A 23,613-nucleotide genomic window follows, 5' to 3' on the forward strand; every position below is an offset into this window, starting at 1 on the left:
GGGCACCCGAATGGTTACCCCTTAAAGCATGTGATCTAAATCTCGATGTGAACGTCATGTGAAGGTACGCAATCTCAGGCTGTTTGTCACTACGAACACCGAAGAGAACGCCATTGCGAAACCTGCGGTCATGGGGTTGAGCAGGCCCGCAGCCGCCAGAGGCAGGGCTGCGACGTTGTACGCGAAGGCCCAGAAAAGGTTGGCTCTGATGGTCCCCAGGGTCCGGCGGGCGAGCCTGATCGCGTCGGCGGCCGCCAGAAGATCTCCACGTACCAGGGTGAGGTCACCGGCCTCGATCGCCGCGTCGGTCCCCGTGCCCATGGCGAGCCCCAGATCGGCGGTCGCCAGGGCGGCCGCGTCGTTCACCCCGTCGCCGATCATCGCGACCGTGCGTCCCTCGGCCTGCAGCCCTCTGATCACGTCGGCCTTGTCCTCGGGCAGGACTTCGGCCCGGACGCTGTCGATGCCGACCTCGGCGGCCACGGCTTCGGCCACCGCCCGGTTGTCGCCGCTCAGCAGCACCGGGGTGAGGCCGAGCCCGCGCAGCCGCCGCACGGCCTCGGCGCTGGTCTCCCGCACCGCGTCCGCGACCGTCAGTACGCCCCGGGCCTTTCCGTCCCAGGCGACGTGCACCGTGGTGGCTCCGGCGGCCTGTGCGGGCAACCCGGGCAGCTCGATGCCCGCGTCGGTCAGCAGCCTGGCCCGCCCGGCCAGCACCCGGAGCCCGTCGACGGTGCCCCGCACTCCGAGCCCGGGCACGTCCTCGAAGTCCCCGGGCACCGGCAGATCCCCAGCGCGCTCCTGTGCGGCGGCCGCGACGGCCAGGGCGACGGGATGACCCGATGCGTGTTCCAGGGCGCCTGCGAGCCGCAGCAACTCCTTCTCGTCGGTATCCCCGAGCGTGTGCACCTCGAGCAGCCGCATACGCCCGGTGGTGACCGTCCCGGTCTTGTCCAGCACGACGGTGTCCACCCGGCGGGTCGACTCCAGCACCTCGGGACCCTTGATCAGGATGCCGAGCTGCGCCCCGCGGCCGGTGCCGGCCATCAGTGCGGTGGGGGTCGCGAGCCCCAGCGCGCACGGGCAGGCGATGACCAGCACCGCCACCGCCGCGGTGAAAGCCGCGGTGATGTCGCCGGTGGCCAGCAGCCATCCGGCCAGGGTGCCGAGCGAGAGCAGCAGCACGACGGGCACGAAGACGGCGGAGACCCGGTCCGCCAGCCGCTGCACCCTGGCCTTGCCGTTCTGCGCGTCCTCCACGAGACGGGCCATCCTGGCCAGCTGGGTGTCCGCGCCGACCCGGGTCGCCTCCACGACGATCCGGCCCGATGTGCTCACGCAGCCGCCGGTGACCGGGTCGCCCGGGCCGGTGTCGGCCGGAACCGACTCGCCGGTGAGCATGGACGCGTCCACGGCGGACGCGCCCTCGATCACCAGCCCGTCGGTGGCGATCTTCTCCCCGGGGCGTACGACGAAGCGGTCGCCGACGGCGAGCCGGCCGGCCGGGATGCGGATCTCGGTTCCGTCCCGCAGCACCGACACGTCCTTGGCGCCCAGTTCCAGCAGCGCCCGCAGGGCGGCCCCGGCGCTGCGCTTCGACCGCGCCTCCAGATAGCGGCCGAGCAGGATGAAGGTGACGACGCCCGCCGCGACCTCGAAATAGATCGTCGATGTGCCGTCGGCGGGCGATGCCGTCCAGCTGAACCCGTGGCGCATCCCCGGCATCCCCGCGTCGCCGAGGAACAGTGCCCACAGCGACCAGAGGAAGGCGGCGAGGGTGCCCAGCGAGACCAGGGTGTCCATGGTCGCCGCGCCGTGCCGCAGATTGGTCCAGGCGGCCCGGTGGAAGGGGAGTGCGCCCCAGACCGTGACGGGCGCGGCCAGCGCCAGGGAGAGCCACTGCCAGTTGTCGAACTGGAGCGGCGGGACCATGGCAAGGACGATCACCGGCAGGCTGAGCACGGCGCAGACCAGCACCCGCTGCCGCAGCGCGCCGGCCCCGGGGCCGACGGTCGTGCCGGGCCGCTCCGCGGCAGCGGGCGGGGCCGGCGCCTCGGCCGTGTAGCCCGTCCTGACGACGGTCGCGATCAGGTCCGCGACCTGTATGCCGTCCCCGAAGGAGACCTTCGCCTTCTCGGTGGCGTAGTTGACGGTGGCCTCGACCCCGTCCATGCGGTTGAGCTTCTTCTCGACGCGGGCCGCGCACGAGGCGCAGGTCATTCCCCCGACCGAGAGTTCGACGGTGCCGGGCACGGTGGATCAGGCCCGGCCCGTGAGCTCGTAACCGGCCTCGTCGACCGCGGCGCGTACGGCCTCGTCGTCCAGCGCGGCCGCGGAGGCCACGGTCACCAGGCCGGTGGCCGCGACGGCCTGGACCGAACCGACGCCGGGGAGCTCGGCGATCTCGCTGGAGACGGCGCCCTCGCAGTGACCGCAGGTCATCCCGGTCACCTGGAAGACGGTGGTGACGGCGGTGTTCTCGGGGGCGGCCTGGGAGGTCCGGGTCTCGGCGGTCATATCGCTCTCCTCTGGACAGATGTGCGTAATTCATGGTGCGTGAGAGTTTCCCGAGAATGCCGGGTCACTCCGACACTCTCCACGGTATACCCCTAGGGGGTACATGTGCGAGCCGGTGTCCCGCAGGCTGCCGGATGAGTAGCGTGTCCGGGTGATGCGCGCAGTGGTGTATGAGCAATTCGGACAGATCGCCGGGGTACGGAACGTACCGGACCCGCGGCCCTCCCCCCACGGTGCGGTGGTCCGTGTCGAGGCCACCGGGCTCTGCCGCAGTGACTGGCACGGCTGGCAGGGGCACGACCCGGACATCGTCCTGCCCCATGTGCCCGGCCATGAACTCGCCGGTGTCGTCGAGGAGGTGGGCGGCTCCGTCACCGGCTGGCGCAGCGGGGACCGGGTCACGGTGCCGTTCGTCTGCGCCTGCGGCCGCTGCGCCTCCTGCGCGGCGGGAGATCAGCAGGTCTGTGAACGGCAGGCCCAGCCGGGGTTCACGCACTGGGGGTCCTTCGCCGATTACGTGGCCCTGGAGCACGCGGACGTCAATCTGGTGGCGGTACCCGACGCGATGTCCTTCACCACCGCCGCCGTGCTCGGCTGCCGGTTCGCGACCGCTTTCCGCGCCGTCGTCGACCGGGGCCGGGCCGCTGCGGGGGAGTGGGTCGCGGTGCACGGCTGCGGAGGCCTCGGTCTTTCCGCCGTCATGATCGCCGCGGCCTGCGGGGCGCGGGTGGTGGCGGTGGACGTGGCACCGGGTGCTCTGGAGCTGGCCCGCGGGTTCGGCGCGGCCGTCTGCGTGGACGCGGGGCGTGGCGGGGCCGCGGATGCGGTACGGGACGCGACCGGCGGCGGCGCGCACCTCTCACTCGACACCCTCGGCTCACCCGGGACCTGTGCGGCATCGGTGGGGTCTCTGCGGCGGCGCGGACGCCATGTCCAGGTCGGGCTGCTGCCGTCGGCCGCCGGGGGCCGGGCGGCCACGGGCGGCGGCTCCACCGCCGTGTCACCGGCGGGCATCTGGGAAAAGGTGATCGGCTGGGAACTCGAACTGCTCGGCAGCCACGGCATGGCCGCGCACGCCTATGCCCCGATGATGGCGCTGGTGGCATCCGGCGCGCTCCGTCCCGGCCTGCTGGTCACGTCGGAGATCGGACTGGCGGACGCTCCAGCGGCGCTGGCCGCGATGGGCGCGGCGCGGGGGCCCGGCGTCACCGTCGTCGAGCCCCGGCGGTGACCGCGTCAGTCGCCCCGGCCCCGGTTGCTCGGCCGGCGTGACACCCAGATCCGGATGGTCTCCGGATACCAGTACGGCTTGCCGTGCTCCACCTGGTCGGGCGGTGGCAGCAGCCCGTGTTTGCGGTACGAGCGGACGGTGTCCGGCTGCACCCGGATGTGCGCTGCGATCTCCTTGTAGGACCAGAGCGTGTGGTCGGTCATGTCAGCACTTTCCTGCGCGGATCGTGACGTCGGCCTGGGGGCCGTCGGGGGAGTCGCGGAACAGCGCATTGGTGATCATTCAGCCTCTCCCCGGTCAACGGCCGGCGAAGAGACGGGGGAAGGGGCTGTTGATCTCCTGTGACGGAAAGCACGCGTAATGGAGACATGCGTGACAGGAAGGCAACTCATGTGACGTAGGCGGCACATGAGGGCAAACCATATGAAATGACTCCAGAGGCCCGGGACGTCGGACCCAGGTGACCTCCACGCACTCGGTTCCCCCGGGGCCTACGGGGTGCCGGAGCCCCCGCAGGAGCGGAGGAAGGCCCGGGTGCGGCGGGCGATCGGCAGCGGCCGGTCGGGCGGACAGGGATACATGTCCTGCTCGACGATCGCGAACAGCTCCCGGTCCAGTTTCCGTGCCGCGTCGAGCACGGGCCCGAGTGCGGGCACACCGTGCGGCGGCTCGCACATCACGCCGCGAGCGACTGCGGGCCCGAACGGCAGGTCGGCGGCGCGTACTTCGGCGAGCACCGCGGGGTCCACCTGCTTGAGGTGGAGATAGCCGATCCGCTCGCCGTACGTCTCGATGAGCCGGACGCTGTCCCCGCCGCAGTACGCGTAGTGCCCGGTGTCCAGGCAGAGGGAGACCAGAGCCGGGTCGGTGGCGTCCAGGAAGCGGGCGACGTTCTCCTCGGTGTCGATGTGCGTGTCCGCGTGCGGATGGACGACGATGCGCAGCCCGAAGCGGTCCCGCACCTCGCGTCCCAGCCGCTCGGTCTGGGTGGTCAGATCCCGCCACTGTGCGGCGTCGAGTGTGGCGGGCTCCTTCACCTCGCCCGTCTTGTCGTCGCGCCAGAAGGACGGGATGACGACGAGATGCTCCGCCCCCGTCGACCGGGCCAGCGCGGCGATGTCGGACACATGGGCCCAGGTGGCGTCCCACACGGCGGGTCCGTGGTGCAGACCGGTGAACACCGTTCCCGCGGACACCCGCAGCCCGCGCCGGGTGATCTCATCGGTGAGGCGCGCCGGGTCCGTGGGCAGATAACCGTACGGGCCGAGTTCGATCCACTCGTAGCCGGATTCCGCGACCTCGTCGAGGAAACGGGTCCAGGGGACCTGGAGCGGATCCTCGGGGAACCACACCCCCCAGGAGTCGGGTGCTGAGCCGATCCGGATGTGCGTCATGGCACCAGGCTTCCGCCCCTCACGGAAAGCTGTCAAGCGTTCGTCCGAATGTAAGGACAATGCGTTGACAGCGGGTCGAGGGGAGAGTTAGACCTTGGGAACATCAGCCGACCGAGAGGACGTGCACGGTGTACGACCTGATCACCATGGGCCGGATCGGGGTGGACCTCTACCCCCTGCAGGCCGGGGTACCGCTGGCGCAGGTCGACACCTTCGGGAAGTTCCTCGGCGGGTCCGCCACCAATGTCGCGGTCGCCGCGGCGCGGCTGGGACGGCGGGCCGCGGTCGTCACCCGGACGGGTGCGGACCCGTTCGGCGCGTACCTGCACCAGGCGCTGCGGGACTTCGGTGTCGACGACCGCTGGGTGACACCCGTGCCGGGGCTGCCCACTCCGGTGACGTTCTGTGAGATCTTCCCGCCGGACGACTTCCCGCTGTACTTCTACCGGCAGCCGAAGGCACCGGACCTGGAGATCTCGGCGGACGAACTGGACCTCGACGCGATCCGCTCGGCACGGGTGTTCTGGATGACGGGAACGGGGCTGTGCGCCGAACCGAGCCGGTCGGCGACGCTTGCCGCCCTGGCCGCACGGGACCCCGCACGGGCCGGCACCGCCACCGTCTTCGACCTGGACTGGCGGCCCGTCTTCTGGGAGGGCCGCGCCTGCGGGGGCGCGGCCGGTGCGGACCCCGGCGAGGCCCGCCCCTTCTATGAACAGGCCCTGCGCCACGCCACGGTCGCGGTCGGCAACCTCGACGAGGTGGAGGTCGCCACCGGCGAGCGCGAACCGCATGCCGCCGCCCTGGCCCTGCTGGAGCACGGAGTCGAACTCGCCGTCGTCAAACAGGGCCCCAAGGGGGTACTCGCCGTGCACCGGGACGGCACCATGACCGAGGTCCCACCGGTCCCCGTGGAGGTCGTCAACGGCCTGGGCGCGGGCGACGCCTTCGGCGGCGCGCTCTGCCACGGGCTGCTCGCCGGCTGGGACCTGGAGCACACCATGCGGTACGCCAACGCCGCGGGAGCCATCGTCGCCTCCCGGCTCGCCTGTTCCTCCGCCATGCCGTACCCGGCCGAGGTCGCTGCGGCCGTCGAAGGGGCGGCGCCGTGACCGGCGTCGGACCGATCTCCATCGCCGGCCTGGTGAACGTCCGCACCCGCCATCCGGAGGCCATCGCCGAGGCCGCCGCCCGGCGCGCCCGGCGCTCGCTGCTCGGGGACCGGGGCCGGCTGATGATCGTGGCCGCCGACCACCCGGCGCGCGGCTCGCTCGCCGTCGGCGACCACGCCCTCGCCATGGCCAACCGGCTGGACCTGCTGGAGCGGCTGTGCCTCGCGCTCTCCAGGCCGGGAGTCGACGGTGTGCTCGCCACCGCCGACATACTCGAGGACCTGCTGCTGCTCGGAGCCCTCGAGGGCAAAGTGGTGATGGGCTCGATGAACCGTGGTGGGCTGGCCGGCGCCTCCTTCGAGCTCGACGACCGGTTCACCGGGCACCGTGCCGAGGACCTCGCCCGCCTCGGGTTCGACGCGGGCAAGCTGCTGCTCCGCATCGACTACCAGGATCCGGGCTCGCTCACCACGCTGCACTCGACGGCCCGTGCCATCGACGAGATGGCCGCCCACCGGCTGCCGGTCTTCGTCGAGCCGTTCATCTGCCACCGTGCGGACGGCAGGCTGCTCAGCGACCTGAGCGCCGAAGCGGTGACCCGCTCCATAGCCATCGCGTCCGGCCTCGCGGGCACCTCCGCCTACACCTGGCTCAAGGTCCCCGTCACCGCGGATCCGGACGACATGGCGCGGGTCATGGAGACCTCGACGCTGCCCGCTGTGCTGCTGGGCGGCGAACCCGGCGGTGATCAGGAGGGCACCTACGAGAAGTGGCGCAAGGCGCTGCGGCTGCCCACCGTCCAGGGCCTGGTGGCCGGACGTTCCCTGCTCTACCCGGCCGACGGCGATGTGGCGGGCGCCGTCGACACCGCGGTGGGACTGTTGTAGCGAAACCCCCCGACTGCCCCCGGAGGCGCCGATGAACGACAACGATCTCGTGGTCCGCGCCGGGAGCGAGGCCCATGGGCCCTACGCCCTGGACATCGGGCCCGAACGGGCCGGCTGGGCGCACTGCGCGCTGCGGATACTGCGACTCGACCCCGGCGGTTCACACGTTCTTTCCACCGATGACAGCGAATGGATCGTCCTGCCCCTGACCGGAGGCTGTACGGTCGCCGTCGACGGAGAGACCATCGAACTCGGTGGCAGAGCAGGGGTGTTCAGCGCGGCCAGCGACTTCGCTTACGTACCGCGCGACGCCCGTGCACGAATCTCCTCCGGCGCGGGAGGCCGCTTCGCCCTGGCAGGAGCGAAGTGCGGGCGACGTCTCCCCGCCCGCTACGGCCCCGCGCCGGAGGTACCCGTCGAACTGCGCGGCAGCGGCAGCTGTTCGCGGCAGGTCAACAACTTCGCCGCCGCCGGCACGTTCGAGTGCGACCGGCTGATCGCCGTCGAGGTACTGACCCCGGGCGGCAACTGGTCCTCCTTCCCGCCCCACAAGCACGACGAGAACCGTCCCGGGGAGGAATCGCAACTGGAGGAGATCTACTACTTCGAGATCGCCGGAGAAGGTCCCGGATACCACCGGGTGTCCCCGTCGAGGAGCGGTGGAACCGATCTGCTGGCCGAGATCCGCAGCGGGGACACGGTACTGATCCCGGACGGCTGGCACGGCCCGTCGATGGCGGTCCCGGGACACGACATGTACTACCTCAACGTCATGGCGGGCCCGGGCGCGGAACGCGAATGGCTGATCCGGGACCACCCGGACCACAGCTGGATCCGTACGACCTGGGACGCACAGCCCGTCGACCCACGACTGCCCCTTTACGGACCGGAGGAGCCCCGATGACCACGTGCCGACTGACCACGGCCCAAGCCCTGGTCCGCTTTCTGGCCCGCCAGTACACCGAGCGCGACGGACAGCGGCAGCGTCTGGTCGCCGCCACCTGGGGGATCTTCGGCCATGGGAACGTCGCGGGAATCGGACAGGCGCTGGTCGAGGCGGGCGCCGATGAGATGCCGTACCACCAGGGCCGCAACGAACAGGCCATGGTGCACGCGGCCGTCGGCTACGCCCGCCAGTCGGACCGGCTGTCCGCGCATGCCGTGACCACGTCCATCGGTCCGGGCGCGACCAATCTGGTCACCGGGGCCGCCCTCGCCACCATCAACCACCTGCCGGTCCTGCTGCTCCCCGGCGACACCTTCGCCACCCGCCCCGCCGACCCGGTGCTCCAGCAGCTCGAGGTCCCTCATGCGGGTGAGATGTCCGTCAACGACTGTCTCCGGCCCGTGTCGAAGTACTTCGACCGGATCACCCGACCGGAGGCTCTGATCCCGGCCGCGCTCGCGGCCGTGCGGGTGCTCGCGGACCCGGCCGGCACCGGAGCGGTGACGCTCGCGCTTCCGCAGGACGTACAGGCCGAGGCATACGACTGGCCCCAGGAGTTCTTCGCCGAACGAGTCTGGCGGGTGCGCCGTCAGGTCCCCGACGAGGCGGAGCTCGAAGCGGCGGCCGATGCCATCCGGGCCGCCCGGCACCCGCTCGTCGTGGCGGGCGGAGGTGTTCATCACAGCGGCGCCGAGGACGCCCTGCGGTCCTTCGCCGAGACCACCGGCATTCCGGTCGCCTCCACGCAGGCGGGCAAGGGGTCGCTGCCGCACGACCATCCGGCCGATGTGGGCGGCATCGGCCACACCGGGACCGCCACCGCCGACGAACTCGCCCGCGCCGCCGACCTGGTGATCGGCGTCGGCACCCGCTACTCCGACTTCACCACAGCATCCGCGACCCTCTTCCAGCACCCGGGAGTGCGCTTCGTCAACCTCAACATCACCGGCTTCGACGCCCACAAGCTGGCCGCGCTCCCGCTGGTCGGGGACGCCCGCACCTCGCTCCACCTGCTGACCGGAATCCTGCGGAACCACCGGGTGGCGCCCGGCTACGAGAGCGCGTACCACGAGGCCAAGGCCGGCTGGGAGAAGCAGGTGAGCGCCGCCTTCGCGGTGGACCGCGAGGAGGCACCGCCCACCCAGACCCAGGTCCTCGGGGTGCTCGACGCCACCGTCACCGAAGCCGACATCGTCATCAACGCGGCCGGATCACTCCCCGGTGACCTGCACAAACTCTGGCGGACCCGCTCCCGTGACCAGTACCACGTCGAGTACGGCTACTCCTGCATGGGCTACGAGATCCCGGCCGCGATCGGCGTCCAGCTCGCGGCTCCCGGCCGGCCGGTCTGGGCGCTGGTCGGGGACGGCACCTATCTGATGAATCCCACCGAGATCGTCACCGCCGTCCAGGAGGGGCTGCCGGTCAACATCGTGGTTCTGCAGAACCACGGATACGCCTCCATCGGAGGTCTCTCCGAGTCGGTGGGCGCCGAGCGCTTCGCCACCGGCTACCGCTTCCGGGCCCCGGACGGGACGTACACCGGAGACCCGCTGCCGGTCGACCTGGCCGCCAACGCGGCGAGTCTCGGGCTGACCGTCCTCCGAGCGAAGACCGTCGGTGAGCTGCGTGAAGCTCTGGCCACCGCTCGTGCGTCGGACCGGCCCACATGTGTCTACGTGGAGACCGAAACGGCAGACACTGTGTCGGGGCCGCCCCCGGCCCAGGCGTGGTGGGATGTTCCGGTGGCCGAGACCGCGACCCGCCCGTCGGCGGTCGAAGCCCGGGAGGAGTACGACCGGCAGGTCGCAGCCCGACGACGCCATCTCTAAGGAGCGCATCTATGAAGACCCTCAACCACTGGATCGGTGGCAAGACCGTCGAGGGCACGTCGGGCAACTGGGGCCCGGTCACCGATCCGGCGACCGGCGCCGTCACCACCCGGGTGGCGCTGGCATCGGTCGACGAGGTGGACACGGCGGTCGCATCGGCGAAGGCCGCGTACGAGACCTGGGGGACGTCCTCGCTCTCCGCCCGCACCGCCGTCCTGTTCCGTTACCGCGCGCTGCTCGACGCCCACCGCGACGAGATCGCCGCGCTGATCACCGCCGAGCACGGCAAGGTGCATTCCGACGCGCTCGGCGAGGTCGCCCGCGGGCTGGAGATCGTGGAGCTGGCCTGCGGTATCACCACCCAGCTCAAGGGCGAGCTGTCGACCGAGGTCTCCACCCGCGTCGACGTCTCATCCATCCGCCAGGCGGTCGGTGTCGTCGCGGGCATCACGCCCTTCAATTTCCCGGCCATGGTGCCGATGTGGATGTTCCCGCTGGCCATCGCCTGTGGCAACACCTTCGTGCTGAAGCCCAGCGAGAAGGACCCCTCGGCCGCGAACCTGCTGGCCGAGCTCGCGGCCGAGGCCGGTCTGCCGGACGGTGTGCTCAACGTCCTGCACGGGGACAAGACCGCCGTCGACGGGCTGCTCAACCACCCCGACGTCGCCGCGGTCTCCTTCGTCGGGTCGACCCCGATCGCCCGCTACATCCACGCCACCGCGTCCGCCAACGGCAAGCGCGTCCAGGCGCTGGGCGGCGCCAAGAACCACATGCTGGTCCTTCCGGACGCCGATCTCGACGCCGCCGCCGACGCGGCGGTGTCCGCCGCGTACGGCTCCGCCGGCGAGCGCTGCATGGCGATCTCCGCCGTCGTGGCAGTCGCCTCCATCGCCGACGAACTCGTCGGGAAGATCCGCGAGCGCGCCGAGCGGATCACGATCGGCCCCGGCAACGACCCGTCGTCCGAGATGGGCCCGCTGATCACCGCCGCCCACCGCGACAAGGTCGCCTCCTACGTCACAGGCGCCGCCGCCCAGGGCGCCGACGTGGTGCTGGACGGCACCGGGTACACGGTCGATGGCCACGAGGACGGCCACTGGATCGGCCTCTCCCTGCTCGACAACGTCTCCACCACGTCGGACGCCTACCGGGACGAGATCTTCGGTCCTGTGCTGTGTGTGCTGCGCGTCGACACCTACGAGGACGGTGTCGCCCTGATGAACGCGTCGCCCTTCGGGAACGGCACCGCGATCTTCACCCGGGACGGCGGCGCCGCACGCCGCTTCCAGCTGGAGATCGAGGCCGGCATGGTCGGCGTCAACGTCCCGATCCCGGTCCCGGTCGGCTACCACTCCTTCGGCGGCTGGAAGGACTCCCTCTTCGGCGACCACCACATCTACGGGAACGACGGCGTGCACTTCTACACCCGCGGGAAGGTCGTCACCACCCGCTGGCCGGACCCGGCCGACGCGCCTGCCGGGGTGGACCTCGGGTTCCCGCGCAACCACTGAGCGCGGGCGGGGGACCCGCCGGGATGTCCTGGCGGTGAACTCTCCGGGAACTCCGGCTCGAGCGGGACTCGGACGGCAGTTCGGGGTGCGGCCGTTGCCTAGCATGAGCGGCGCCGCCCCCTCTGCCGTCCGAAACGGAGCCCCTCTGTGCCCAGCCGCGCCGGTTCCACGGAGGCCGCCGCCGTGCGCCCGCGCATATGGGCGGCGATGGCCGTACTGGCAGTCGCCGCCACCGCGACCCTGGGCGCCTTCATCGCGGACGACGGGCCGGCCGGCCCGTCACCGCACTCCGGGCCGGCGTCCGGCGGCCCCCGGCACACCGCCGTCACGGTCTCTCCCGGTTCCTGCGGCCGGGGCTGGACCGGGTCCCGCTCCGGCACCCAGGTCTTCGACCTGCGCAACACCTCGACCGGTCCGGCCGAGGTGGATCTCATGGACCCGGAAACCGGCGCCGTCTACGGCGAGGTGGAAGGTCTGGCGCCCGGCACGGTCCGCGAGATGCGGGTGGCACTCGGCGGCGGTTCGTACGCCTTCAGATGCCTGCCCGACGACGCCGACGCGGTGACGGGACCGACCGTCCGCGTCTTTGGCCGGGCCGCCGGCGGCCCGCACGCGGTGCCGGTGACCGCGCACGATCTCGTGGAGCCGGCCCTGGCCTACCAGCGGTGGGTCGGGGCGAGGACGGTGGAGCTCGCCCGCCGGACGGACGTACTGCGAAAGGCCGTCGACAGCGGCGACCTCGACGCGGCCCGGAAGGCATGGCTGCCCGCCCATCTGGTCTACGAGCGGATGGGCGCCGCCTACGGCACCTTCGGCGACTCCGACGCCGTGATCAACGGCAGCGGGGCCGGGCTGCCCAAGGGCATCCATGACCGGGACTTCCAGGGCTTCCACCGCCTGGAGTACGGGCTGTGGCACGGAGAGTCCGCCGCAGCGCTGCGCGCGCCCGCCGGCCGACTCGCACAGGCCGTACACGCGCTGCGGGACGGCTGGCCGCAGCAGCGGATGGATCCGGCCGACCTGGGGCTGCGCGCGCACGAGATCCTGGAGAACACCGAGCAGTTCGAACTCACCGGGCGCACCGACCACGGCAGTGGCACCGGCCTCGCCACCGCCCGCGCCAACCTCGACGGCACTCGTGAACTGCTCAGCGTGCTGCGTCCGCTGCTCACCTCCCGCTACCCGGCCCTGCCGCGGCTGGACTCCTGGCTGGACCGCACGCAGCGCACCCTGGACGCTTCGGACCACGGCGGCCGCTGGACGCCTGTCGGCCGGCTGTCCCGCGCGGACCGCGAACGGCTCAACAGCGATATCGGCGAGGCGGTGGAGCGGCTCTCGTCGGTCGCGGCCATCTGCGATCTGCGGAGGACGGCATGAACGAGGTACGACGGCGCGGCTTCCTGCGGGGCGCGGCCATGGGTGTGGGGTCGGCGGTGGCAGCGGCCGGACTGGTGGGGGCGGACCGGCCGGCTGCCGGCGGGGCGCCCGCCGGGCAGGACGCCGCCACCGCCGGATTTCACGGGGCCAACCAGGCCGGGATCCTCCGCCCCTCGCAGCGGGCCACCGCGTTCGTCGCCTTCGACGTGACGGCGGACGGCCGCAGAGAGCTCACCGAACTGCTCCGCACTCTCACCGGACGGGCTCGTTTCCTGACGGCCGGAGGCACCCCGCCCTCGCCGGGGATCACCGCACCGCCCACCGACTCCGGGGTGCTCGGACCGAAGGTCCCCGCGGGCGGTCTCACGGTCACGGCCGGTGTCGGCGCCTCGCTCTTCGACGGACGCTTCGGGCTGCGGAGCCGCCGGCCGCTGCGGCTCACCTCGATGCCGTCCTTCCCCGACGACGATCTCGATCCCGCCGTGTGCCACGGCGACCTCAGTCTGCAGTTCAGCGCGGAGAGCCCCGATGTGGTGCTGCACGCGCTGCGCGACGTCGCCCGGCACACCAGGGGCGGGATGCAGGTGCGCTGGCGCATGGACGGCTTCACCAGCCCGTCCCGGCCGAGCGGAACACCGCGCAATCACCTGGGCTTCAAGGACGGCATCGCCAACCCGGACAGCGGCGACGGGCCGTCGATGGACCGTCTCGTCTGGGTGGACGCCGCCGGCGCCGAACCGGACTGGACCACCGGCGGCAGCTACCAGGTGGTGCGGCTGATCCGGATGCTGGTGGAGTTCTGGGACCGGGTCTCGATCACCGAGCAGGAGCGCATGTTCGGCCGTAACCGGGACACCGGGGCACCGCTCGACGGGACGGGCGAGTTCGACGCACCGAAGTATCCGCAGGACCCCAAGGGCGATGTCATCCCGCTGGACAGCCACATCCGGCTGGCCAACCCCCGTACTCCGACGACCGATTCCCAGCGGATCCTGCGCCGCGCGTACAACTACGACCGGGGCATGGACTCCAACGGCAATCTCGACATGGGGCTGCTCTTCTGCTGCTACCAGCAGGACCTGGCCCGGCAGTTCGAGACCGTGCAGAAGCGGCTGGCCGGTGAACCGCTGGTGGACTACGTCAGGCCGTTCGGCGGTGGTTACTTCTTCGCGCTGCCCGGTGTGCGGGACCGCACCGACTGGCTGGGGCGGACCCTGCTCGCCTGAGGAATTCCTGACCGGCTGTTCACCCCGGCGACATGACCGGGCAGCCGTCCGGTCGCCGGTCTGCCGAAACATCGCACTCCGCAGGATCACGGCGACAGTCGACAGCGGAGGCACACGAGCATGGTCAGCACAGGAAGAACCACGGGACCCGGGCGCCGGGCGGTGCGCTGGGGGGCGCTTGCCGGGGCAGCGGCGCTCACCGTTCTCGGGGGTGCGCTCCCCGCGTCGGCCGACAGGTACGGCCACCACGGGAGCGGCGCGGCAGCCACCCCGGTCAAGCACCTGGTGGTGATCTTCCAGGAGAACGTGTCCTTCGACCACTACTTCGCCACCTACCCGAAGGCGGCGAACACCGACGGCACCACGTTCACCGCCGACCGGAACACGCCGCGGAACATCAACACCCTCAGCAACGCGGGGCTGCTGAAGAAGAACCCCAACCTCTACGCGCCCGGGCGGCTGTCCTCGCAGCAGGCCATGACCTGTGACCAGAACCACAGCTACGGACCCGAGCAGTACGCGGCGAACAGCGGCAGGGCCGACCAGTACGTCCAGAACACCGACTCCGGCAAGTGCTCGGGCAATCTGTTCGGCGAGCCCGGCCTGGTGATGGACTACTACGACGGCAACACCGTCACCGGACTGTGGAACTACGCCCAGCACTACTCGCTCGGCGACAACTCCTACAGCTCCACCTACGGCCCCTCGACACCCGGTGCGCTCAACCTGATATCCGGCCAGACCCATGGCGTGGTCTCCGTCGACCCGGCGTCCGGCACCGAGCACCCGAAGCAGACGGCCACCCCCGACCCGTACACGGTCGTCACCCCGGACGCCAAGGGCGTCGGCACGGTCACCAACGACCCCGACCCCGCTTACGACGACTGCTCGGACGCCGACCACACCAGCAAGAACGCGCTCGCCTCGATGCAGGGCGGCAACATCGGCGACCTGCTCAACAGGAAGAACGTCAGCTGGGGATGGTTCCAGGGCGGCTTCCGCCCCAGCACCGCGTGGAACGGCAAGCAGGGTGACTACGCCAGGTGCGCGGGCACCACCCACACCAACGTGGGCGGCGCCGCTTCCGTCGACTACAGCCCGCACCACTCGCCCTTCCAGTACTACAGGTCGACGTCCAACCCGCACCACCTCCCGCCGGCGAACGCCCGCGAGATCGGCCACAGCGGGCAGGCGAACCACAACTACGACCTGACCGACTTCGACACCGCCCTGCAGGCCGGCCGGCTTCCGGCGGTGAGCTTCCTGAAGGCGTCGGAGTTCCAGGACGGCCACGCCGGCTACTCCGACCCGGTCGACGAACAGCACTTCCTCGTCGGGCAGATCAACAAGCTGCAGAAGTCGTCGCAGTGGAAGGACACCGCTGTCGTCGTCGCCTACGACGACTCCGACGGCTGGTACGACCACGCCTACGCCAAGCCGCAGAACGGTTCCAAGGACACCAAGGCCGGATCCAGCGGCAAAGCCGCCGACAGCCCCGCCTGTCAGGCGGGGCCCTCGTCAGCGGGCGGCTACTCCGACCGCTGCGGCCCCGGCACCCGTCAGCCGCTGCTGGTCATCTCCCCGTACAGCAAGGTCAACTCGGTCGATCACACGCGCACCGAGCAGGCATCGATCACCAGGTTCATCGAGGACAACTGGCGCACGGGACGAGTGGGTGACGCCTCCTTCGACACCCGCGCCGGTTCGCTGACGTCGGCCTTCGACTTCCGGCACCCGAACAACAAGCAGGTGCTGCTCAACACGGACGGCTCGGTGAAGTCGGTCCGGCACATCCCGAAGCAGTCGTCGCACCCCGCTCATCCGCAGGACGCGGTGGCGACGCAGGCGGGGATGGGGTCCCGCTCGGAGATCGCCACGCAGGACCTCACCGGCGGTGCGCCGTCGGCGGCCCTCCTGCCGGCCGGCATCACCGCCGCGCTGGTGGCTGCCGGCGGTGTCGCCTTCACGGTCCACCGCCGCAGGACCCGTACCGGCCGCTGAGTTGCGGCGGCGGGGGTTGCTTCCACGCGGTGGGTGCGGACACGATGCCCGACCGCACCCACCGCGTGGGGTCTCCGGCGCACCGGGAGATCTCCGTGAGCGGGACGGCCGAACGCGCTGAAGTCAGGATCAGACTCGGGCTGCGCAACGGAAGCAGTTTCACCGGAGGGCGCTGCGGAGCACACGGTGCGGTCGCGAGGGTGTCCAGGTTGTTCGTCACACAACGATCTTGGATACCCTCGTTTTACGTCTCTCCGGGCACCCCTTGGAATAGATCTTCTAGGGTGACCTGAACCTCATGTTTCACTCAACTGCCGTGACGGGAAAGCGAGTCGCTCCCTAGGGTCAGTTCCTGACGGTCGCCGGGGCCGCTTTCTTCGAGAGAAACACGGGGAAATACGTGCGCCCCATACCCAAGATCGTCGCAGTCGGCTGCGCCGTCGCCGCACTTGCCGCTGTGGGTGCTGTACCCGCCAGTGCCGGGAGGTCCATCCGATGAGCTGCCCGCCCGACCGGGGCTACGACTTCTCGGGCAGCTACACGTATTACAGGGACATGGAACCCCGTTCCGGCGGGGACAGCGGCACGACGATCAGCATCACCTTCCACAAGGGCAAGGCGACGACGTCGACGGTCGGCGGGGCGGTCTCCGGCGAAGCCAAGGTGGTGTTCGTCAAGGCGTCGGCTGAGTTCGACTGCCATTTCGCCTGGCAGTGGACGAACAGCTCCACCCACACGTGGTCGTGGAAGGTGCCGAATACGATGAAGCACGGTTACCTGCACGCCGGGGTGAAGGCCAGGTACACGAAGTGGAACCACAACACCACCGAGCCCAACTGCAAGACCAAGGTGCTGCACAAGGGAACGGCGCGGCTGGTCTGCAACGGCCGCGAGACGTGGCACGGGAAAAGCTGATGCGCAGCGCAGGGATCGTTCTGCTGGTGGTGTCCGCCGCTGTGGTGTCCGGGTGCAGCGGCGGGAAGAGTACGCCGACTTCGCCGAGTGCCTCGAAGGCAGCGGCGCTGGTGTCCGATCCGGAGATTCCTGAGAAGGGTGCTAAGACACCGGGCCGGCTGGGTCCGGGGACGGTGAAGCTGCCCGTGGCTGCGGACCGGATTGCCGCATTGTCCGTGCGGTATGACTGTCTCGGTCCCTCGGGTGGTCTGAAGGTCAGTAATGGGACAGCGCTGCGCGCCGGGGTCGAAGGGTGTGACGACAGCGCCACCTACGGTGCCTCGATGAAGACGAAGGACCTGGATGGCCGGAAGTTCGGCGGTACGGTCAAGATCGAGGTCGACAAGCGGACGCGGTGGCGCGTTTCCGTCAGCATCACCGACAAGGATGGCGTCAAACAGACAGTCCATAGCTGAGTTTGACTCTGCCGGGGATCTTGGAGTTGCCCGGTGCGTCGGCGTGACTGGTGGGCATGCTCGGGGTGTTCCGAGAGCCTATGCAGTTGTCGAGGTGTGTTGTCGCTCCGTCCTCGTTCGGGTGAGCAAGTCCCGCTTCTGACCGCGCAGATCGCGCGGGCGAACAACCCGGGTGGTACGGCGGCGATATGGGTGAGAGACCGCCTGGACGGGTTGTGGCGTGACGAGGACGTCGCTGACTGGTATCCGCGTGACGGGCGTCCGGGTCTCTCGCCTGGCTCAGCTGGTCACTGTCTGTGTGCTGCAGTTCCTGCTCGGCCTGTCGGACCGGCAGGCCGAGCAGGCGGTGCGCTGCCGCATCGACGTCACGTACGCCATGGCCCGGGAGCTGGACGATCCCGGCTTCCACCACTGCGTGCTGGCCGACTTCCGAGACCGTCTCGCCGAGGGTAACCGCGCCGACCGCCTCCTCGACCTCGCGCTGGTCCGCCTCGAGGAGGCCGGCCTGGTGCGCGAGCGCACCACACAGCGCACCGACCAGTGGACCGCGGCCCGGCGCGAGGCGTATGCCAACGACCTCGGGGCCGAGCGCTCGCTCGTTGCTGTCACGGCGAAGTCGAACCGCTCGAAGAGCGACCAGGAACCCTCAACTTGGCTGCCGCCGCTCGCCGACGCGCGCTGCACCTACGCCGCGGGTAGACGTGAAGCGGTGGGCACCCGTCCTCCCCGGCGCCGGGGAGGACGGGTGCCCGCCGACAGTCCGTGCAGCGGGATGTCCGTCCCCATACCGACCCGCTGCCAGCGCTCGCCGGGCACCTACGCACGGTTGCTGCTGGAGCCGCGAGGAGGTGCGACGGTTGCTCCCCGGGGGCGGGGAGCCCACCCGGCCCCCGCTACTCCCGCTGCGGTACCCGACCCGGCCCCGGTAATCCCGGAGTACCGCCGGCACTTCCTCCCGGCGGCCGCATCGCAGGCCGGAAGCGGCGCCTAGGGTTCGGATATGAAGCCATTCGGATCCCGCGGCCGGATGTTCGCCGCAGTGGCCGCCGCACTCGCAGTCCTGGCCGGGACCGGCACCTGGGCCGCCGTCGCATCGGACGACCCGGCGCCCGTGCACCGCGAGGACCGGCTGCTGGCGGTGGACGGGGTGCACATCGACACCTCGTACTTCACCGCTGGCGGCCCGGGTCGGCGCCCCGCCGTGCTGCTCGGACACGGCTTCGGCGGCAGCAAGGACGATGTGCGCGCCCAGGCCCGGCAGCTGGCGCGCAGCGGCTACGCGGTGCTGACCTGGTCGGCGCGCGGATTCGGGAAGTCGACCGGCAGGATCGGGCTCAACGACCCGGGCCATGAGGTCGAGGACGTCTCGAAGCTGATCGACTGGCTGGCCGCACGGCCCGAGGTGCAGCTGGACAAGGCGGGTGACCCTCGGGTGGGGGTCTCCGGGTCGTCCTACGGCGGGGCGGTCTCACTGCTCGCGGCGGGCTACGACCGGCGCGTCGACGCCATCGCACCGCAGATCACCTACTGGAGTCTGGCCGACGCGCTTTTCCCCAGCGGGGTCTTCAAGAAGCTCTGGGCCGGGATCTTCATCAACACCGGTGGCGGTTGCGACCGGTTCGAGGCGCAGCTCTGCACGATGTACAACCGGGTGGCCGAGGCAGGCAAGCCGGACGCCGCTGCCCGCAGGGTGCTCGAAGCGCGCAGCCCCGAGGCGGTGGGAGACCGGATCAGGGTGCCGTCGCTGCTCGTCCAGGGGCAGAGCGACTCGCTCTTCCCGCTGGGGCAGGCCGACGCGGCGGCCAGGAAGATCGCCGCCAACGGGGCACCCGTCTCGGTCGACTGGATCGCGGGCGGGCACGATGGCGGCGACCGGGAGACCGGGCGCATCGACGCACGCATCACCTCCTGGTTCGACCGCTACCTCAAGGGCGACAGGAGCACCGGCACCGGCCCGGAATTCCGGGTCACCAGAACGGGCGGGATCGATTCGACCGACGGCGCGGCCCAGCTGAGAGGCGCGAGCAGCGACCGCTACCCCGGCCTCGGCAGCGACGAGCGCCCCCTGGTGCTCTCCGGTCGCGAGCAGAGCTTCGACAGTCCCGCCGGGGCCGCGCCGCCCGCGATCTCCGCCGTGCCCGGAGTGGCGGCGCTCTCCCAGCTCTCGGGGCTCGGTGTGGGACTGTCACTGGACTTCCCGGGCCAGTACGCGCGGTTCGACTCCGCGCCGCTGACCGCCGCCCGCACGATCACCGGCGCGCCGTCGGTCAGGATCAGGGTCAGATCGACCAGCGACGACGCCGTGCTCTTCGGAAAGGTCTACGACGTGGGGCCCGGCGGCAAGCAGCAGGTGCTCCCGCATCAGCTGGTCGCCCCGGTCCGGGTGACCGGCGCCAAGGCCGGCCGCACCGTACGGCTGACGCTGCCGGCCGTCGACCACACGGTGGAGGCCGGACACCGGCTGCGGCTGGTGCTCGCGTCGACCGACCTCGGCTATGCGTCCCCGGCTGTGCCCGCGACGTACACCGTCTCGCAGGCCGGCCCGTTGCTGCTGCCTGAAGTGCCCGCGCTGAAGACTGCGACCGCCGGGATCAGCTGGTGGGTATGGGGGTTGCCGGTACTGGGCGCGCTGATCGCGGCGGGTCTGCTCGCCACCCGTCGCAGGGCGGTCCCGGCCCCCGATCCGGACCTGGCCGCGGTGCCCCTGCGGATCACCGGTCTGTCGAAGAAGTACTCCCGGTCCGCGGACCGGTACGCGGTCCGTGATCTCTCCTTCCAGGTGGAGAAGGGCCAGGTGCTCGGACTGCTGGGGCCCAACGGTGCGGGAAAGACCACCACTCTGCGCATGCTGATGGGCCTCATCACCCCCGACGGCGGCGAGGCGCGGGTCTTCGGCCACGCGATCGTCCCGGGCGCGCCGGTGCTGTCCCGGGTCGGGGCGTTCGTGGAGGGGGCGGGCTTCCTCCCCCACCTCTCCGGCCGGGCCAACCTGGATCTGTACTGGCAGGCGACCGGCCGTCCCACCGAGGACTCCCGGGTCACCGAGGCGCTGGAGATCGCCGGGCTCGGCGACGCGCTGGAACGCGCGGTACGGACGTACTCCCAGGGCATGCGCCAGCGGCTCGCCATCGCGCAGGCCATGCTCGGCATGCCCGATCTGCTGATTCTGGACGAACCGACCAACGGACTCGACCCGCCGCAGATCCGGGAGATGCGGGACGTGATGATCCGCTATGCGGCCGAGGGACGGACGGTGATCGTCTCCAGCCATCTGCTGGCCGAGGTGGAGCAGTCCTGCACGCACCTGGTCGTCATGGACCGCGGACGGCTGATCCAGGCCGGGCCGGTCGCCGAGATCACCGGCAGCGGAGACACCCTGCTCGTGACGGCCGCCGAACGGATCCCGGAGGTGCTGGCCGAGAAGGTGGCCGCGCTGCCCGGTATCGGGTCGGCGGTCAGGACCGACGACGGGCTGCTGGTGCGGCTCGACGGAGCCACTCCGGCCGAGCTGATCGCCGAACTCGTGCGTCTGGACGTGCCGTTGACCGGTGTGGGAGCGCATCGCCGCCTCGAGGACGCGTTCCTCACCCTGATCGGAGGCACTTCCGGATGAGTACGACCACCCTCCACGAGACCGCGCCCGGCTACCGGGCCCGGCACACCCTCCCGCTGCGCGTCGAGGCCAGGCGCCAGTGGAAACGCAGGCGGACGCTGGTGATGGGCGCTGTGCTGGCCGCCCTGCCGTTCGTGCTCGTCGCGGCGTTCGCGATCGGCGGCGCCCCCAGCGGGCGCGACAACAACGGGCGCATCACCCTGATGGACACCGCGACGGCGTCCGGCGCCAACTTCGCAGCCACCTGCCTCTTCGTCTCGGCGGGCTTTCTGCTGGTGGTACCGGTGGCGCTGTTCTGCGGCGACACGGTGGCATCGGAGGCCGGCTGGTCGTCGCTGCGCTATCTGCTCGCCGCACCGGTGCCGCGGGCCAGGCTGCTGCGGAGCAAGCTGACCGTGGCCCTGGGCTTCAGCCTGGCGGCCATGGTGGTGCTGCCGGTGGTCGCACTAGCCGTGGGCACCGCGGCGTACGGCTGGGGGCCACTGGAGCTGCCGACCGGGGGCTCCCTGGCCACCGCCGAAGCGGTGCCTCGCCTGGCGCTGGCCGTCGCGTTCGTCTTCGTTTCCCAACTGGTCACCGCCGGACTGGCGTTCTGGCTCTCGACCCGGACCGACGCGCCGCTGGGAGCGGTGGGCGGGGCGGTGGGCCTGACCATCGTGGGGAATGTGCTGGACGCGGTGACCGCGCTCGGTTCCTGGCGTGACTTCCTGCCCGCGCACTGGCAGTTCGCCTGGGCCGACGCGCTCCAGCCGCAGCTGGAATGGGGCGGCATGCTCAAGGGCGCGGCCGTCTCGGTGACCTATGCGCTGGTGCTCATCGCCCTCGCCTTCCGGGGGTTCGCCAGGAAGGACATCGTCTCCTGAGGGCTGCCCCGTGAGCAGGGGCGGCGAGGCGCCGCAGCCGGCCTGGTGCGCCATGCGGGGGCCGGGGAGAGCCGGTGGACGCTGCCGGTTCCCCCGGTGATGATGTGCGCATGGCCTCCGTACTGCTCGTCCTCGCCGCCGTGGCCACCGGCCTCTACGCGGGCTTCATGTTCGCCTTCGCGGCCGGTGTCATGCCCGGGCTGAAGCTGCTGCCGGACGAGCAGTTCGTCGCGGCGATGCGACGGATCAACGAGAAGGTCCCGGGGCCGTGGTTCCTGCTGGTCTTCCTGTGTGTGGTGGCGCTGCCGGCCGCGGCCCTGGCCGTGCCGGTGCACGGCCGCACCGACACGGCGCTGTGGCTGCTGACCGGCGGCCTGTTGTGCGCCGTGGCCGGCCATCTGGTGACCATCGCCGGCAACATCCCGCTGAACAGCGCGCTCGCCGCCGAGGCCGGGCCGGGGGCCGCCGAGCTCAGGGTGGCCTTCGAAGGCCGCTGGAACCGCCTCCACCTGGTCAGGACGGGGTTGTCGACGACTGCCTTCGCCCTGGTGGCCTGCTCGGCCCTTGCGTAGACCCGGCCCCGGTGCGGACCCGCCGGCCTACAGGTCGAACTCGACCGGCGCGATGCCCAGCGCGAAACACGCCTCGCGGACCACGGCCTGCTCGGACTTGTCGAAGTTGCCGTCGGCGCCGCCGATGACGATGCCGATCTGGATGACCGCACGCGCCTCGGTGGGCTTCTTGCTGACCTTGCCGATGGTCTGCAGGATGCTGACCTTGCCGAAGTCGAAGTCCTGGGTGAGCTTCTGGCAGTAGTCGTTGAACTGGGCCTGCAGGTCGTCGGCCGCGAAGTTCTGCAGCACGTCGTTGGTGGCGATCAGCGAGGCGACCCGCTGCCGCTCGGAGGGATCGATCGAACCGTCCGCCGCGGCCACGAGGGCGCACATCGCCATGCTGGCATCCCGGAACCCGCCGCTCTTGAGGTCGTTCTTCTTCGCGTTGAGCTGCGTCTGCATCGTCTGCGCAGAGTCCTTGAACCGGTCCCACAGGGCCATATCAGCCGTCTCCTCGTTCACCATGATGACTGCTCGTACTGCCTACGCAGGGACAACGGCCGGACGCGACGGGAAGTGCCCGGACACCACCCGGCCCGGCCGCCGTCGGGGGCCGCCCGGGCGCGGCGGCTGAGACCGCGCTGAACCCGGTCCGTCGCCGGCAGGGTCGGCTCTGTGGCCGTCCGTGCAGAGCAGCGATCGGGCAGCGCCGCCCGGGGCGCGGACCGGACAGCCGCCGCATATCCTCCGTGGCAGGGCCGGGAATCCTGTGGTCGCCGGGACTGTGCCGGAGTCTCGCCGCCGTGACCTGGGGAGGGTCGGCGCTTATGCCCTCGCTACGGGGCTCTCGCTACGGTGCCACGACCAGCGAAAAGGCCCTCCCGGAGGGAGGGCCTGTGCTGCTGCGGACTGTGTGCCCCCGGCAGGACTCGAACCTGCGGCCAAGCGCTTAGAAGGCGCCTGCTCTATCCACTGAGCTACGGGGGCCGGACATGGTGGCCTCGGTGGCCTGGAGCCCCGGATCGGACGGGTGCGTGACCTTGCCGGGGAACAGGATAGGGCTCCGTTCGCCTGCACCCCGTTGCTTCACCTCCGTGGCACGTTGTGGAGGTTCAGTGAAGCGAACCGATAATCGCAGGCAGGTGCGAATCTCGCACCGCTTTTGGCGTCTCGCGCCCC

20 protein-coding genes and 1 tRNA gene are annotated in these 23,613 nt (G+C 70.9%); 15 read left to right on the forward strand and 6 right to left on the reverse strand.

The annotated features are described in order from the left end of the window. Positions 1–54: 54 nt before the first annotated feature. Together OHS16_RS20535 and OHS16_RS20540 are read right to left on the reverse strand one after the other, a co-directional pair. The gene (locus OHS16_RS20535) at positions 55–2,220 is read right to left on the reverse strand and encodes a heavy metal translocating P-type ATPase (protein WP_443042657.1); all 2,166 of its coding nucleotides are present in this window, start codon (positions 2,218–2,220) and stop codon (positions 55–57) included. Between the two features lie 39 nt (positions 2,221–2,259). Then, positions 2,260–2,517: a heavy-metal-associated domain-containing protein gene (locus OHS16_RS20540; RefSeq protein WP_328538682.1), complete on the reverse strand. Its 258-nt coding sequence runs from the start codon at positions 2,515–2,517 to the stop codon at positions 2,260–2,262. A 154-nt stretch (positions 2,518–2,671) separates the two neighbouring features. Between OHS16_RS20540 and OHS16_RS20545 the strand changes: the two genes are divergently transcribed. After that, positions 2,672–3,748, forward strand: a complete 1,077-nt coding sequence (locus OHS16_RS20545) for a zinc-dependent alcohol dehydrogenase family protein (RefSeq protein ID WP_328538683.1) — start codon at positions 2,672–2,674, stop codon at positions 3,746–3,748. A gap of 5 nt (positions 3,749–3,753) precedes the next feature. Here OHS16_RS20545 and OHS16_RS20550 read toward each other — a convergent pair whose 3' ends face one another. Further along, a complete protein-coding gene (locus OHS16_RS20550; RefSeq protein ID WP_328538684.1) occupies positions 3,754–3,951 on the reverse strand; it encodes a helix-turn-helix transcriptional regulator in 198 nt (65 codons plus the stop codon). 288 nt (positions 3,952–4,239) lie between these two features. Then, complete coding sequence (locus tag OHS16_RS20555; protein ID WP_328538685.1) at positions 4,240–5,142, reverse strand: sugar phosphate isomerase/epimerase family protein; 903 nt, start codon at positions 5,140–5,142, stop codon at positions 4,240–4,242. A 128-nt stretch (positions 5,143–5,270) separates the two neighbouring features. On the opposite strand from OHS16_RS20555, the gene iolC reads away from it, so the two are divergent. The 14 genes from iolC to OHS16_RS20625 all read left to right on the forward strand — a co-directional run bounded on the left by iolC (position 5,271) and on the right by OHS16_RS20625 (position 22,452). Beyond that, positions 5,271–6,254 carry a 5-dehydro-2-deoxygluconokinase gene (iolC, locus tag OHS16_RS20560; protein WP_328538686.1) on the forward strand — a complete coding sequence of 328 codons (984 nt, stop codon included), beginning with the start codon at positions 5,271–5,273 and terminating at the stop codon, positions 6,252–6,254. Further along, positions 6,251–7,141 (forward strand): Cgl0159 family (beta/alpha)8-fold protein, encoded by an 891-nt coding sequence (locus tag OHS16_RS20565; RefSeq protein ID WP_328538687.1) that lies wholly within the window; start codon positions 6,251–6,253, stop codon positions 7,139–7,141. The genes iolC and OHS16_RS20565 overlap by 4 nt, the downstream gene beginning before the upstream one ends. Before the next feature lie 31 nt (positions 7,142–7,172). After that, positions 7,173–8,045 carry a 5-deoxy-glucuronate isomerase gene (gene iolB / locus OHS16_RS20570; protein WP_328538688.1) on the forward strand — a complete coding sequence of 291 codons (873 nt, stop codon included), beginning with the start codon at positions 7,173–7,175 and terminating at the stop codon, positions 8,043–8,045. Next, positions 8,042–9,919: a 3D-(3,5/4)-trihydroxycyclohexane-1,2-dione acylhydrolase (decyclizing) gene (gene iolD, locus OHS16_RS20575; RefSeq protein WP_328538689.1), complete on the forward strand. Its 1,878-nt coding sequence runs from the start codon at positions 8,042–8,044 to the stop codon at positions 9,917–9,919. The genes iolB and iolD overlap by 4 nt, the downstream gene beginning before the upstream one ends. A gap of 11 nt (positions 9,920–9,930) precedes the next feature. Continuing rightward, complete coding sequence (gene mmsA, locus OHS16_RS20580; RefSeq protein ID WP_328538690.1) at positions 9,931–11,430, forward strand: CoA-acylating methylmalonate-semialdehyde dehydrogenase; 1,500 nt, start codon at positions 9,931–9,933, stop codon at positions 11,428–11,430. A 183-nt stretch (positions 11,431–11,613) separates the two neighbouring features. Then, on the forward strand, positions 11,614–12,807 hold the full coding sequence (locus OHS16_RS20585; RefSeq protein ID WP_328538691.1) for an EfeM/EfeO family lipoprotein: 1,194 nt from the start codon (positions 11,614–11,616) through the stop codon (positions 12,805–12,807). Then, positions 12,804–14,033 (forward strand): iron uptake transporter deferrochelatase/peroxidase subunit, encoded by a 1,230-nt coding sequence (gene efeB, locus OHS16_RS20590; protein ID WP_328538692.1) that lies wholly within the window; start codon positions 12,804–12,806, stop codon positions 14,031–14,033. Before OHS16_RS20585 ends, efeB begins: the two co-directional genes overlap by 4 nt. A 120-nt stretch (positions 14,034–14,153) precedes the next feature. Beyond that, positions 14,154–16,034 (forward strand): phospholipase C, encoded by a 1,881-nt coding sequence (locus OHS16_RS20595; RefSeq protein WP_328538693.1) that lies wholly within the window; start codon positions 14,154–14,156, stop codon positions 16,032–16,034. A 495-nt stretch (positions 16,035–16,529) separates the two neighbouring features. Then, positions 16,530–16,949: a hypothetical protein gene (locus tag OHS16_RS20600; protein ID WP_328538694.1), complete on the forward strand. Its 420-nt coding sequence runs from the start codon at positions 16,530–16,532 to the stop codon at positions 16,947–16,949. Beyond that, positions 16,949–17,404, forward strand: coding sequence for a hypothetical protein (locus OHS16_RS20605; protein ID WP_328538695.1), 456 nt, complete (start codon positions 16,949–16,951; stop codon positions 17,402–17,404). The genes OHS16_RS20600 and OHS16_RS20605 overlap by 1 nt, the downstream gene beginning before the upstream one ends. Before the next feature lie 250 nt (positions 17,405–17,654). Next, complete coding sequence (locus OHS16_RS20610) at positions 17,655–18,395, forward strand: transposase (protein ID WP_328538696.1); 741 nt, start codon at positions 17,655–17,657, stop codon at positions 18,393–18,395. Between the two features lie 9 nt (positions 18,396–18,404). Further along, positions 18,405–21,017: an alpha/beta fold hydrolase gene (locus OHS16_RS20615; RefSeq protein ID WP_328538697.1), complete on the forward strand. Its 2,613-nt coding sequence runs from the start codon at positions 18,405–18,407 to the stop codon at positions 21,015–21,017. Beyond that, on the forward strand, positions 21,014–21,880 hold the full coding sequence (locus OHS16_RS20620) for an ABC transporter permease (protein ID WP_328538698.1): 867 nt from the start codon (positions 21,014–21,016) through the stop codon (positions 21,878–21,880). Before OHS16_RS20615 ends, OHS16_RS20620 begins: the two co-directional genes overlap by 4 nt. A gap of 110 nt (positions 21,881–21,990) precedes the next feature. Then, positions 21,991–22,452 (forward strand): anthrone oxygenase family protein, encoded by a 462-nt coding sequence (locus OHS16_RS20625; RefSeq protein ID WP_328538699.1) that lies wholly within the window; start codon positions 21,991–21,993, stop codon positions 22,450–22,452. 27 nt (positions 22,453–22,479) lie between these two features. On the opposite strand, the gene OHS16_RS20630 is transcribed toward OHS16_RS20625, so the two are convergent. Together OHS16_RS20630 and OHS16_RS20635 are read right to left on the reverse strand one after the other, a co-directional pair. Further along, positions 22,480–22,935 carry a tellurite resistance TerB family protein gene (locus tag OHS16_RS20630; RefSeq protein ID WP_328540923.1) on the reverse strand — a complete coding sequence of 152 codons (456 nt, stop codon included), beginning with the start codon at positions 22,933–22,935 and terminating at the stop codon, positions 22,480–22,482. A 413-nt stretch (positions 22,936–23,348) separates the two neighbouring features. Next, positions 23,349–23,421, reverse strand: a tRNA-Arg gene (locus OHS16_RS20635). Positions 23,422–23,613 lie beyond the last annotated feature (192 nt).

The organism is Streptomyces sp. NBC_00344 (assembly GCF_036088315.1).
Lineage (GTDB): Bacteria > Actinomycetota > Actinomycetes > Streptomycetales > Streptomycetaceae > Streptomyces.